Annotated in this window: 12 protein-coding genes; 6 read left to right on the top strand and 6 right to left on the bottom strand. The window is 63.0% G+C overall.

Annotated features, from left to right (window positions below):
* Window positions 1-41: 41 nt before the first annotated feature.
* From ACXZ1M_RS10330 to ACXZ1M_RS10320, 3 genes are all read left to right on the top strand, one after another.
* Complete coding sequence (locus tag ACXZ1M_RS10330; protein ID WP_459053074.1) at window positions 42-1,592, top strand: alpha/beta hydrolase family protein; 1,551 nt, start codon at window positions 42-44, stop codon at window positions 1,590-1,592.
* 174 nt (window positions 1,593-1,766) lie between these two features.
* Entirely contained in the window at window positions 1,767-3,170 is a 1,404-nt protein-coding gene (locus tag ACXZ1M_RS10325) for an SGNH/GDSL hydrolase family protein (RefSeq protein WP_459053073.1), read from the top strand.
* A 41-nt stretch (window positions 3,171-3,211) separates the two neighbouring features.
* Entirely contained in the window at window positions 3,212-3,892 is a 681-nt protein-coding gene (locus ACXZ1M_RS10320; RefSeq protein ID WP_459053072.1) for an OmpW/AlkL family protein, read from the top strand.
* Between the two features lie 47 nt (window positions 3,893-3,939).
* On the opposite strand, the gene ACXZ1M_RS10315 is transcribed toward ACXZ1M_RS10320, so the two are convergent.
* A complete protein-coding gene (locus tag ACXZ1M_RS10315; RefSeq protein ID WP_459053071.1) occupies window positions 3,940-5,124 on the bottom strand; it encodes an acyl-CoA dehydrogenase in 1,185 nt (394 codons plus the stop codon).
* Between the two features lie 91 nt (window positions 5,125-5,215).
* Entirely contained in the window at window positions 5,216-5,719 is a 504-nt protein-coding gene (locus ACXZ1M_RS10310; RefSeq protein ID WP_459053070.1) for a flavin reductase family protein, read from the bottom strand.
* 98 nt (window positions 5,720-5,817) lie between these two features.
* Here ACXZ1M_RS10310 and msrA point away from each other — a divergent pair, with 98 nt between their 5' ends.
* Entirely contained in the window at window positions 5,818-6,351 is a 534-nt protein-coding gene (gene msrA / locus ACXZ1M_RS10305; RefSeq protein ID WP_459053069.1) for a peptide-methionine (S)-S-oxide reductase MsrA, read from the top strand.
* On the opposite strand, the gene ACXZ1M_RS10300 is transcribed toward msrA, so the two are convergent.
* Window positions 6,320-7,555 (bottom strand): class I SAM-dependent methyltransferase, encoded by a 1,236-nt coding sequence (locus ACXZ1M_RS10300; protein WP_459053068.1) that lies wholly within the window; start codon window positions 7,553-7,555, stop codon window positions 6,320-6,322. The genes msrA and ACXZ1M_RS10300 overlap by 32 nt on opposite strands.
* Window positions 7,556-7,623: 68 nt before the next feature.
* Window positions 7,624-8,859: a pyridoxamine 5'-phosphate oxidase gene (pdxH, locus tag ACXZ1M_RS10295; RefSeq protein WP_459053067.1), complete on the bottom strand. Its 1,236-nt coding sequence runs from the start codon at window positions 8,857-8,859 to the stop codon at window positions 7,624-7,626.
* A 52-nt stretch (window positions 8,860-8,911) separates the two neighbouring features.
* On the opposite strand from pdxH, the gene ACXZ1M_RS10290 reads away from it, so the two are divergent.
* Window positions 8,912-9,982 (top strand): hypothetical protein, encoded by a 1,071-nt coding sequence (locus ACXZ1M_RS10290; protein WP_459053066.1) that lies wholly within the window; start codon window positions 8,912-8,914, stop codon window positions 9,980-9,982.
* Window positions 9,983-10,026: 44 nt separating this feature from the next.
* Here ACXZ1M_RS10290 and ACXZ1M_RS10285 read toward each other — a convergent pair whose 3' ends face one another.
* Window positions 10,027-11,022, bottom strand: coding sequence for a DUF4034 domain-containing protein (locus ACXZ1M_RS10285; RefSeq protein ID WP_459053065.1), 996 nt, complete (start codon window positions 11,020-11,022; stop codon window positions 10,027-10,029).
* Window positions 11,019-12,047 carry a hypothetical protein gene (locus ACXZ1M_RS10280; protein WP_459053064.1) on the bottom strand — a complete coding sequence of 343 codons (1,029 nt, stop codon included), beginning with the start codon at window positions 12,045-12,047 and terminating at the stop codon, window positions 11,019-11,021. The genes ACXZ1M_RS10285 and ACXZ1M_RS10280 overlap by 4 nt, the downstream gene beginning before the upstream one ends.
* A 151-nt stretch (window positions 12,048-12,198) precedes the next feature.
* Here ACXZ1M_RS10280 and ACXZ1M_RS10275 point away from each other — a divergent pair, with 151 nt between their 5' ends.
* Window positions 12,199-13,035: a tRNA threonylcarbamoyladenosine dehydratase gene (locus ACXZ1M_RS10275; protein ID WP_459053063.1), complete on the top strand. Its 837-nt coding sequence runs from the start codon at window positions 12,199-12,201 to the stop codon at window positions 13,033-13,035.
* The last annotated feature ends 15 nt before the right edge of the window (window positions 13,036-13,050 follow it).

Raw genomic sequence — 13,050 nt, 5'->3', positions numbered from 1 at the left:
CCGGCCGAAAATCTCGCCCGGCCATCTTGCAAGGATGCGATATGCGCAACGCTCGATTGGCTTTGATTCCGCTGGCTATGGCGCCGGCTGTCCTGTTGCTTGCCTGCGGCGGAGGCGGCGGGCATTCCGGCAGCGGCACGGTCACCGTGCCGGTCACGCCGACACCGCCGGTGTCGTTGCGCGGCCAGGTGATCGGCAACGCCACGCTGGCGCCGGTCACGCTCACGCCCGGCGTCACCAAGAACACGCTGGACCCGGTGTCGCTCGCGGTCCTGCTGGAGGCCGACAACATAGTTGGTGTGCCCATCACCGGCAAGCCGGTCTGTTCCATCACGGTCTACTCCGTCAAATACCACACGCTCGATTCCATGGCCGCCGATGCCCAGGCCGGTGCCGCCATCTATGTCCCGTCCGGCAGCGATCCGGCTTGCCAAGGCAGCCGTCCGGTGCTGCTGTACGCGCACGGCACCTCGGTGCAGAAAAGCTACGACATGGCCAACCTGGGCTCGAATGAACCGCTGCTGGTGGCCGGCATGTTCGCGGCGCAGGGCTACATCGTGGTCGCGCCCAACTACCTCGGCTATGCCGGCTCCACCGCCGGCTATCATCCCTATCTGGACGCCGAGCAGCAGTCGGCCGACATGGTGGACGCCTTGCGCGCCGCCCGCAGCGTGTTCAGCGGCATCAACGCCAACGCCTCCACCCGGCTGATGATTTCCGGCTACTCGCAGGGCGGCTACGTGGCGCTGGCGACCCAGCGCGCCATGCAGACCAAACACGCGGCGGAATTCAATGTCACGGCGGCGGCGCCGCTGTCCGGCCCTTACGCGCTGAGCCTGTTCGGCGACAGCATCTTCAACGGTGCGCCGACCATGGGTGCGGCCGGTTTCATCCCCTTGCTGATCAATGCCGGCCAGCGCGCCGGCGCGGCGCTCTACAACAGCACCGGCGATATCTACGAACCGAAATACGCCACCGGCATCGACACCCTGCTGCCGGGCACGCAAGGCTTGGGCGCGCTGGTGACGGCGGGCAAGCTGCCGAACGACGTGCTGTTCGCCACCGACTCGCTGCCGCAGGCGGCCGGTTACGGCAGTTTCTTCGGCCCCGACCACCTGATCAAGACCAGCTACCGCGACGCCTACCTGGCCGACCTGCGCGACCATCCTTGCAACGCTAACAACACCACGCCGCTCGCCTGCACGCCGGCGCAGTCGTTGCGCAAGTGGCTGCTGAAAAACGATTTGCGCACCTATGCGGCCAACGTGCCATTGTTCATGTGCGGCGGCGACGCCGATCCGCTGGTGCCGTACGCCAACACCTCGTCGACCTCGGCCTATTTCCGCGCCCAGAGCGCCGCCGTGCAGCTGACCGTGCTGGATGTGGACGACAACGCCTTGACCGGCCCGTTCCGCGATACCCGTGGGCAATTTGCCACCGCCAAGCTGCTGGTGCGGGCGGCGGCGCTGAAGGGCGGCGCCAGTTCCGCCGCCGCCGACCTGGCGGTGCGCGAGGCCTATCACGCCGGACTGGTGGCGCCGTTTTGCCTGCGCGAGGCGCGCGCCTTTTTCGATTCTGCACCATCGCGGTGAGTCGTTATTTAACGTAGGTCAACACTCACCGAGCAAGCGTTCTTTTTTGCTCACAAACGACGGTTTTTGGTTGCGTTCCCCTATACAAGACTTGTCGAGACTGGCATATTAGTCAGGTTGCGAATAGCACGGCCGTTCGTATCTATAGACAAAAAAATATCATTAGGAGACAACATGCGTCACACCAAATTTGCACTCGCTGCAATGGCCCTGGCCGTCCTTGCGGGCTGCGGCGGCACCGACCCGGCACCGGGCAACCAATCCACCAAGATCAAATACAGCGCGCAGGTGTCGTTCGGCGACAGCCTGTCCGACGTCGGCTCCTATGCCGTGGGGACCGTTGCCGCACTGAAGGGCGGCAAGTTCACCATCAATGGCGACTACACCTCCGTCAACCCCACTTTCACCGGTAAAAACTGGACCGAGCTGCTGGCCGCCCAGATCGGCGTGGCCGCGCCTTGCGCCGCCGTGACCGGCCTCGATGGCAATGCCGCGCAAGGCTTCTCGGCGGCGGCAACCCCGCATACCGGTTGCTACGGCTACGCCATGGGCGGTTCGCGCGTGACCAACCCGGTCGGTCCCAACCACAAGCTGACCGGCAGCGCGCTGGGCGCGCTGACCTACCCGGTCGCCACCCAGATCGCCAACCACCTGAAAGCGGCCGGCGGCAAGTTCAAGGGCGACGAGCTGGTGCTGGTCATGGCCGGCGGTAACGATGCGCTGTTCCAACTGGGCGCGCTGAGCTCCGCCGCCACCAACGCCGGCGCCACCGCCGGTGCCGCCGCAGGCGCCAAGGCCTACGTTGCCAGCCTGATCGGTCAACTGGCCGCCAAGGCCACCGACCCGGCATCGGCCGCCGCCGCCATCACCGCCGCCGTCGGCGCTGAAAGCGTGCGTCCGGGCAGCACCCAGGAAAGCATCACCTTCGTCGCCATCGGCGCCGCCGCCGTGCAGCCGGGCGCCATCAGCGTGGCCGATAAGACCGTGTATGGCCCGATAACCGAGAAGGCCAAGGCCGACGCCACCACCGCCGGCAACGCCGCCGGCGCCAAGGCCGGCGCCGAGTACGCTGCGGCCCACGGTCCGGAGCTGATCACGGCCATGGGCCAGGCCGGCACCGAACTGGTGGCACTGGTGAAAACCCAGCTGATCGCCAACGGCGCCAACTACGTTGTGGTGAACAACCTGCCGGACGTCGCCACCACCCCTGCCGGCCGCTCGAAAGATGCCGGCACCCAGGCCCTGATCAACGCCATGGTGAGCGCCTTCAACACCGCGCTGACCAACGGTCTGGCCAGCGAATCGAAAGTGGTGCTGGTGGACGTGTTTGCGGTGAGCCACGACCAGGCCACCAATCCTGCGCCATACGGCCTGACCAATGTGTCCGAAACCGCTTGCGACCTGGACAACAAGACCAAGAACCCGCTGGGCAGTTCGCTGACCTGCAACGGCACCAATCTGAAGTCGGGCGACGTCAGCCACTGGTCGTTCGCCGATGATGTGCACCCGACCCCGTACAACAACCTGCTGCTGGCGCGTTATGTGTCGATGGCGCTGGTGACCAAGGGCTGGCTGTAATTCAGTCGTCGGACCTATCAAAATATATATTCGGAGACGATATGAAGAACACGGTAAAACTGCTGGCGCTGGCCGCCGCAATGACGGTGGCCTCGGCTGCATCGGCACAACAAACCGCCGGCACCTGGCTGGGCACGCTGGGCGCGAACAAGATCACGCCGAAGGTTGATTCGGGCAACGTGTCGGCGCCTGCGCTGCCGAACACCAAGACCGATGTCGGCACGGACACCCAGCCGCGCTTCGCGATTGCCTACATGCTGACCGACAATGTGTCAGCCGAGGTCGATCTGGGCCTGCCGTACAAGCACAACCTGTACGGCGCCGGCGCCATCGAAGGCACCGGCAAGCTGGCGACCTCGGAAGTGCTGCCGCCGACGGCCTTCATCCAGTACCGCTTCCTGAAGCCGGACTCGGTGGTTCGTCCTTATGTGGGCCTGGGCGTGACCTACGCCATGTTCCAGAAGGAACGCGGTTCGGGCCAGCTGACGGCGGTGTTGAACACCGGCGGCGCGCCTGCCACCTTCAAGCTGGACGACAAGCTGACTTACAGCGTCCAGATCGGCGGCACGGTCCGTATCAATGACAAGTGGTTCCTGGACGCATCGGTCATCAAGACCAAGCTGAAGACCAAGGCCCACTACTCGACCGGCCAGACCCAGGATGTGACCCTGGACCCGCTGGCGGTGAATGTCAGCGTAGGCTACGCCTTCAAGGGCTGGTAAAAATGAAAACCGCTGCCGAGGCAGCGGTTTTTTTTTGGGTGTTCGGCTTACTGGAAAGCTTGAATGCCTGTTTGCGCTCGTCCCAGGATGAGCGCATGAATATCATGCGTGCCCTCGTAGGTGTTGACCACCTCCAGGTTGACCATGTGACGGATGATGCCAAACTCATCCGAAATACCATTCCCGCCCAGCATGTCGCGCGCCATGCGTGCCACGTCCAGCGACTTGCCGCACGAGTTGCGCTTCATCATCGAGGTGATTTCCACCGCCGCCGTGCCTTCGTCCTTCATGCGCCCGAGGCGCAGGCAGCCTTGCAGGCCCATGGTGATTTCAGTCTGCATGTCGGCCAGCTTCTTCTGGATCAGCTGGTTGGCGGCCAGCGGACGGCCGAACTGCTCGCGGTCCATCACATACTGACGCGCGGTGTGCCAGCACGACTCGGCCGCGCCCAGCGCGCCCCAGGCGATGCCGTAGCGTGCCGAATTCAGGCAGGTGAACGGACCCTTCAGGCCGCGCACATCCGGGAAGGCGTTCTCCTCCGGTACAAACACATTGTCCATCACGATTTCGCCGGTGATCGAGGCGCGCAGGCCGAACTTGCCGTGGATGGCCGGCGCGCTCAAGCCCGCCATGCCTTTTTCCAGCACGAAGCCGCGAATCGCGCCTTCATCGTCCTTGGCCCAAACCACGAACACATCCGCCACCGGCGAATTGGTGATCCACATCTTGGCGCCGGTCAGCGCGTAGCCGCCGGCCACTTTCTTGGCGCGGGTGATCATCGAGCCCGGATCGGAGCCGTGGTTCGGTTCGGTCAGGCCAAAGCAGCCGATCCACTCGCCGGTGGCCAGCTTGGGCAGGTATTTCTGTTTCTGTTCTTCGGTGCCGAATTCATAGATCGGCACCATCACCAGCGACGATTGCACGCTCATCATCGAGCGGTAGCCGGAATCGACGCGCTCGACTTCGCGCGCGATCAGGCCGTAGGCCACGTAGTTGAGGCCGGGACCGCCGTATTGTTCGGGTATGGTCGGCCCCAGCAGGCCCAGTTCGCCCATTTCGCGGAAGATGGAGATGTCCATCTTTTCGTGGCGGAAGGCTTCCAGGATGCGCGGTTGCAGCTTGTCCTGGCAGTAGGCGGCGGCCGCTTCGCGCACCATGCGCTCGTCGTCGGTCAGTTGCTGGTCCAGCAGCAGAGGGTCATCCCAGTGGAATTGGGCGCGGGCTTGGCTCATAGTAGTCTCTCATTATGATGATGAATGCTGCCAGCATTCTAAGCCGCCGCCCTGGCGCCGGCTTTTCAAAGAGCGACACCAATTTCCGTTTTTACCCCAGGCTGCCGAACTGGCCGCTGTGGTAGATCAGCGGTGGACTTGGCGAAAACTCGCAGAATTCCACCTCGCCGACGAAAATCACGTGGTCGCCCTCGGGATAGCGGCTGCGGTTATGGCATTCAAACCACGCCGACACGCCCTTGATGATGGGCTGGCCGGTGCGCGACAGTTCGATTTCCAGGCCGTCCCACGGGTCCGTGCCCCGGGTGGCGAAGCGCTTGGCCAGGTGCGCCTGCTCGGCGTTGAGCACATTGATCACGTAGTGCGAGTTGCCGGTGAAGATGGGCATGCTGTTGGCCCCGTTGGCCAGGCTCCACAGCACCAGCGGCGGATCGAGCGACACCGAGTTGAAGGAACTGGCGGTCAGGCCGCGAAACGTGCCGTCGGCCAGGCGGGTGGTGATGATGGTCACGCCCGTGGCGAACTGGCCCAGCGCCTGGCGGAAATGCGCGGTGTCGAAACTGCGCTCTTCGGCGCGTGGAGAAGTGATGTTCATGGTCTGTCATTATGCCAAAGATTTGTGCTGCCATAGCGAATTGCCGACGTTTGCGTTACAGTGGGGTGGTGGGTGAGTCTTCTACGCAAGGGGGAGTCATGGCGGGCAATTCGGAAACGGCGATACTGGGCGGCGGTTGCTTCTGGTGCACCGACGCGGTGTATCGGGAAGTCAAAGGCGTCACGTCGGTGGAGTCCGGCTACATGGGCGGCCATGTGGCCCAGCCCAGCTATGAGCAGGTGTGCGTGGGCGATACCGGCCACGCGGAGGTGGTCAAGCTGGAGTTCGATCCGGCCGTCATCACTTACCGCGACCTGCTGGAAATCTTCTTCACCATCCACGATCCGACCACCCTCAACCGCCAGGGCAACGACGTCGGCACCCAATACCGTTCCGTGATCTATTACCAGTCGCCGCAGCAGGAAGCCATGGCGCGCCAGGTGGTGGGGGAAATGGCCCACGTGTGGGACGCGCCCATCGTCACCGAGCTGGCGCCCGCGCAGGCCTGGTACAAGGCCGAGGACTACCACCAGGATTACTTCAGCCAGCATCCGCTGCAGGGCTATTGCGCTTTCGTGGTGGCGCCCAAGGTCGACAAGTTCAAGAAGACGTACGCCAGCCGACTGAAGTAGCGTCCGGATACATGTGGCGGCGCGACCACGGCAGCGCGCCCGAGCGCTGGCCCGCCTTGCGGCCGACGATCTGGTACAGGCTGATCCAGTCCTGCTCGAAGGCGTAGGCGCAGCCGGCCAGGTAGACGTGCCAGATGCGATAGCGCTTGTCCCCGGCCAATTCGCGCACGCGCTCGCCGCGCGCCTCGAAATTATCGGTCCAGATGGCGCAGGTGCGGGCATAGTGGCGGCGCAGGTTTTCCACGTCGCTCACCTCCAGCGCGCCCTGCTGCATGGCCTTGAGCACGTTGCCGATGTGCGCCAGCTCGCCGTGCGGAAACACATATTTCTCGATGAACTCGCCGCCGCCATACGGCGTTTCGCCGTTGTCGGGATCGGTGGTGGTGATGCCGTGGTTCATCACCACGCCGTCCGGCGCCAGCAGCTGGTGGATCGCGCCGAAGTATTCAGCCAGGTGGCGCACGCCCACGTGCTCGAACATGCCGACGCTGGTGATGCGGTCGAACTGGCCGCGCACGTCGCGGTAGTCCTGCAGGCGGATTTCCACCAGGTGCTCCAGCCCGGCCTCGCGCACGCGCTGCTTGGCCAGTTCATACTGGTTTTCCGACAGCGTCACGCCGACGCAGCGCGCCTGGTATCGCTGCGCCGCGCGGATCACCAGCGCGCCCCAGCCGCAGCCGATGTCGAGCAGGGTCTGGCCCGGCTGCAGCTCGATCTTGCGCAGGATGTGGTCGATCTTCTTGAGCTGGGCGGCGGCCAGGTCTTCGTCGCCGTTCTCGAAATAGGCGCAGGAATACACCATATTCGGGTCGAGGAACTCGCGGTAGAAATCGTTGGAGACGTCGTAGTGGTAGCGGATCGCCTCGGCATCCTTGTGCTTGCTGTGGCTGAAGCTGCGCACCATGCGCGCGAACTTGCCCTCGGCCTTGAGCGAGGTGCGCGCAAGGGCGTTGACCACGGCGATCATGTCGCGCGCCTTGCCCTTGACCTCGATGGCGCCTTCCACATAGGCCGCGCCCAGGTTGGACAGCGACGGCGTGAGCAGATAGCGGGCCGCCGCCACGTTGGGCAGCTTGATGGTCACGCGCGGCGCTTCGCTGGACAGGTCGACCTGCTGGCCGTTCCACAATTCGATGCGCAGCGGCAGCGTCAGCTGCGCGCGGATGGCCTCGATCCAGTTGCTGAGTTGATTCTGTACGAACAAGATACCCTCCCGAGGTTCAGAAAACAAAAGCCAGCGCCTGATGGCCAGGCCAGGGGAGGGAACACCGCTTACGGTTGCAGGCGCTCCTTCACCCAACTGCCATCAGCTTGTTTGAGATACACGATCCGGTCGTGGAACCGCGAGCGGCGTCCCTGCCAGAACTCGATGCGTTCCGGGTCGAGGCGGTAGCCGCCCCAGTGCGCGGGGCGCAGCGGATGGTCGCCGCTGACGGCGGCGGCCGCATCGAAATTGACTTCCATCTGCTCGCGGTTGGCGATGGGCGCGCTCTGCTGCGAAGCGATCGCAGCAATCTGGCTCTTCACCGGGCGGCTGTAGAAATACTTGTCGCTTTCCTCGGCGGCGGTTTGCACCACTTTACCTTCGATCCGAATTTGTCGTTCCAGTTCACTCCAAAAGAATAGCAAGGCCGCATGCGGGTTATCGCGCAGTTGCCGGCCTTTCTGGCTCTCGTAGTTGGTGTACCAGGTGAAACCACGCTGGTCATATTGCTTGATGAGAACGATGCGCGAGCTCGGCTTGCCGTCCGCGTCCACCGTGGCCACGCTCATCGCGTTCGGTTCGTTGACCTTGGCGTGCAGGGCCTCCTCGAACCACTTGCCGAACTGGGCGATCGGATCGTCCAGCACATCGTTTTCCGTCAGGCTGGCGCGGCCGTAGTCGAGCCGCAGGTCGGCCAGCACCACGCCGTCGGCCACCGCCTGGGTGACCGGCGCCGCCTGTTGTTCGGGCACCTGGCTGTCCGGCAGGGCCGGCGTGATGCCGCGCCGCACCTGCATGGCGCTGCCCAGCTGCGCCATCTGCTCCGGGCTGAACAGCCGCTTGGCCATGGTGGCGATATTGGTTTCCTCCATCACCATGTGGGCCGCGTAGGCGTCGCAGAAGCGCGCCACGTCGCTGGCCGACAGGTTGGAGCCGGCGCCATTGGCGATCTGCTCAAGTTGCGATTTAAGTATAGTCCAGTCTCTATCCATTTGCTCGTGACCGGCCAAAATCACGGGCGCCAGCTCTGCCAGCAGGGTGGCGTCGGCGCCGCGCGCGGTGGCTTGCAGCATCGGCAGCAGGTTCTGTTCCTCGTCCTCGTGGTGCAGATGGGCGGCGTTGTTGAAATATTTCAACACCGCCTGCGCGGCCTTTTGCGCATCGACGTCGGCGCCATGCTTGGGCAAATGCGCCAGCAGGCTCTGCAGCGTTTGCAGTTGCTTGCGGATACGGTCGTGGCAATGTTTCAGCACGGCGATAGGCTGGCTGAAATCGGGGGCGGTGTCGTACAAACTATTGCTCATGGTGTGCGCGCTTTTGAGGAGTAAGAGAGCATTCTAAAAGAATTCAACGTCTTTGGAGCTGAAGCAAAGGGCTCGACAAATAATTCGCGATACTGATGCAAGCAAAGCAAACGTTAATTTCACGCTCAATGCAGAGGATGCCATGTCGCTGGAAACGATCAAGAACATCGCGGTCAAGTCCTTTTGGGAGCCCTTCCAGAAAAATCCGCTCCTGGTAGGGGTGCTGCTGGGTGTCGCTATGCTGGTGCTAAGCGTTCTCGTCCAGAGTCTATGGCCGCCGGGTGTCCATCCTGTAAGCGGCATCGCCGGATGGGCGTTGAGTGGCGCGGGAACGGCTATCCTTGGGACCGGCGTGTTCACGGCGATCGTGAAGTCGTCGCAGTTTGCCGAGATCTTCCAGGTGCATGTGATGGATGCCTTGTATTCCCCCAACAAGATCCACACCACCGAGCAATTGCGACAAAGCTGGATGAGCCTGACCAAGGCGATGCTTGATCGCGCCCTGGGTAGCGATGCGGAAAAAACGGCGCGCAAAATACATGAGACATTTCTGAATTCGGATCTGGAGCTGTCGCATACTTATCACGGTGTTAATATCAGCTACGACATCGACGTTGATGCTACCGGTAATGCGACCATCACCAACACCCTGAATGCAACTTTAAAAGTTCCGCTCGGCGTCGATTCACCCACCTTCTCGCAATGGTTGAAAACCGATGGAGCAAAAAAGCTTACCTATTTGCGCATAGGGAACCACGAAGTGGACCTTAACACGGAAATCCCGCCGGCAATTCCGAATGGGACTGGCGAGTTAACTCTTTCGTATCCCTTGGCGGGACATCTGGACGATGCGAGAGCGGTCGAGGTTGAGCGAACATTTGAAATCAGTCAAAATTTGCGCGTTGAACCTTTCATTACTATCGTGATCGAAAAGTACGTGTTCGGAATGGAAGTGCGGGTGAGGGTGAAGAATGACTACCAAATCATCTACATCAAGTCTGGAAAAAGACAGAACAATGCCGATATTCTAAAGGACGGTAAGGGATTTTTCCGTTGGGTTATCGCGCCTGCCAAGACCTTGCTGTGGCCGGGCTCTGGGTTTACACTGATATTGACGAAGTAGTGCAAAAGGAGAATTTTATGCGTTCCACCGAATCCATTTAAGTGCTAACCTTGCCGCGCCCAGCGCAGGCAGCCTTCCAGGCTGCGTTGCGGGTTCGGACCCCATGACTCGGCCGTGACCTTGTCGCCCAACAGGTCGAGCTGGGCCAGCAGGGTCGGTTTGTCCTTGGCCAGGCACGCCATGTAGGCGTAACGGTTGCGGCGGCCGTCGCTGGGGTAGCGCGCCAGCATGTCTTCGTAGGACTGTTTCATCGTCGGCCAGTGGACCCGGCTGTTCTGGAACAGCGCGTGGCCATACTCGTCTTCGGCGGCGGCCGAATACAGGCGGGCGTACATGCCGGTGCCGAAGCTGGCCTTGGTCTGTTCGGTAGCCTTGCGGATGAATTGGTCCAGCGCCTTGTTGTCGCCGCCCCACTTGGGCAACAGGCCGGTGAGGGCGTTGAAGTACAGGGTGACGTCGTCCGGGTTGCGCTTCAAACCGTCGTTGATGACGTCCCATATCTGTTTGCTGTCCCAGCCCATGCCCCGGCTGATGTTGAGCAACACCACGTGGCCATAGCTGTCGCTCAAGGCCACGTCGGCGTGATCGAGCAGATACTGAGTCGCGCGGTGCAGATACGCTTCGAAATCCTTCCATGCTTCCGGCGGCACGTCCTTGACATAGCCGCCGCCGCGATACGCCCAGCCGTGCGCCACCAGCACCCTGGCGTACAACACATGCGCCAGCGCCGACTTCGGATATTCCCTGGTCCATTGCAGCGTCAGTTTCTCCAGTTCCTGCAAGTAGGCTTCCTGATTGGGATGGCTGGCGTTGAGCACCTGGGCCACGCCGATGCGGAACCATTCGAGCTCCACCACCCCATCCGCGCCCACATGGCCGGGCTGGCGCAGCACGGCGTTCTGCTGTTCCAGCGCGGGGAAATCGCCCCACCAGAAGGCTTGCATGGCCGCCTGGGTCAGCGGCGATTCTTCGGCCGCGCCAGCCAAAGTGGTGGTGCACAACGCCAGCGCCGGCATCAGTTTCCGTATCAGCCGCTTCATGGGCGTGCTCCTTCGAGGGTCCACACCAGTTGATACTTGAGCTGACCGCCTGCGGCCGGTTTGCTCTCCATGCCGTACTTCAGCGTGGCGGCGTCGAACAAGTTTTCAAAGGCAACCGGGCGCACTTCGCGTATGCCGGGCACAACGATTTTCCGCTCGATCACGCTGGTTTGCTGGGGCTTGCCGCCGGCGCCCAGCCTGATCTGTCCGATGGTGGACCCCTCGGCCTGGAAGCGCGTGGCGACGGCGGGGTAGGGCGGCTTGCCTTGCTCCTGCCCTTGCTGCGGATTGAACATGCCCGCCAGGCGCACGTCGGCGCTGATCATCGTGCCGTAGCGGAAGGCGTTGAGCGCTGTCGCCGGCGCTACGCCTTGCTGCAGGCTGTGCTTGAACCACCAGTGCTGAAGCAGGCATTGTTCTTCGCGCGCCATCGCATCGTAAAGCTTCGTCTCTCCCAGCAATTGGCTGGCAAGCACGGGCGGCAAGGCTGGGCGCGCAGGCTGCACCGGCGTTCCCTTGAGCAGCGCCACCGCCGCGTCCTGCGGAAGCGGAACGGGCCAAGGCGCTGGCGCCGCACGTGGCTTGCCCCAGCGCGACAGCAGCTCGCGTTCGGTGGCCAGCAGGGCGGCCCGCTGCGCCACCGGCACTTGCTGGATGCGCGCGATGCGGGCGGCGTAGTCGCTGAAACGGTTGTCGCCATGCAGGTCGCAGACCTGCGGCGTAGCGGTCAACGCTGCCTGCATTGCGCTTTCGTAAGTGGCGTCGCCCGGTTCGATTTGCCACAGCGCCAGTTCATTGAGCACCCTGGCCCACACCGCAAAGTAGACATACCAGATGGCAGCCTGCTTGCCGCCGGCGCTTTGTACCTTGCGCTCTTCCTCCAGCCAGGCCGGCAGCAGCGCGTCGATGCGGGCCAGGTGGGCGTCGGCGATCTCGTCGGCAGCGCTGCGCAGCGCCGGGTCCAAGGGCAGTTCCGGCGCCAGCACGAAGGCGCGCGCCAGATTGTTGCGCAGACTCTTCAACATATCTTGTTCCTGCTGGTCCGGTGCCGCCGTTGCAACGGCGGTGGCGCAGCAGAGGAGAAGCGGCAAGCAAAGGCGCATGGCGGAGGTTTCCGGGAATGTTGTCAAATATGATATTAGCATTGATTTCGCGGCAGTCCGTTAAAATGTCGGGATGAACAGCATCCCTTCCCCATTTGACGACGTCGACTTCGAGCGGCGTTTCGGCGGCATCGCCCGCCTGTACGGCGCCCACGGTTTGGCGCGCTTCCGCGCCGCCCACATCTGCGTGGTGGGCGTGGGCGGCGTCGGCTCGTGGATCGTCGAGGCGCTGGCGCGCAGCGCCATTGGCCAGCTCACCTTGATCGACCTGGACAACGTGGCCGAGTCCAACATCAACCGCCAGATCCAGGCTCTGAGCAGCACCGTCGGCATGGCCAAGATCACCGCGCTGGCCGAGCGCATCGCCCAGATCAATCCCTTCTGCAAGGTCAACCAGATCGAGGAATTCGTCGAGCCGGACAACCTGGAGCAGATGCTGGGCGCCGGCAACTACGATTACCTGATCGACGCCACCGATTCCGTGAAAGCCAAGGCCGCCATGCTGGCCTGGGCCCGCCAGCACAATCTGCCGGTGATCACCATCGGCAGCGCCGGCGGCAAGACCGACGCATCGCAAATCTCCGTGCGCGACCTGGCCAGGACCGAGCAGGAGCCGCTGCTGAAGAAGGTGCGCAAGATCATGCGCGCCCAGTACGGTTTCCCGCGCGGCGAGAAAACCAAGTTCCACATCGACGCCGTGTTTTCGATGGAGCCGCTGAAGTTTCCGGAAACCGGCGAGGTCTGCGCGGTCGATGGCGACGACCGCAGCGGCGGCGTCACCGGCCTCAATTGCGCCGGCTTCGGCTCGGCCATGGTGGTGACCGCCACCTTCGGCATGGTGGCCGCCGGCCACGCGCTGCGCCGCCTGGCGGACGACGCGGCGCCGACAACGGCCCCGGACGCCGTCTAGTTTGTTATTATTCCG

It is taken from the genome of Duganella paludis, from assembly GCF_054461335.1.
This window is presented reverse-complemented; position numbering and strand designations above follow the sequence as displayed.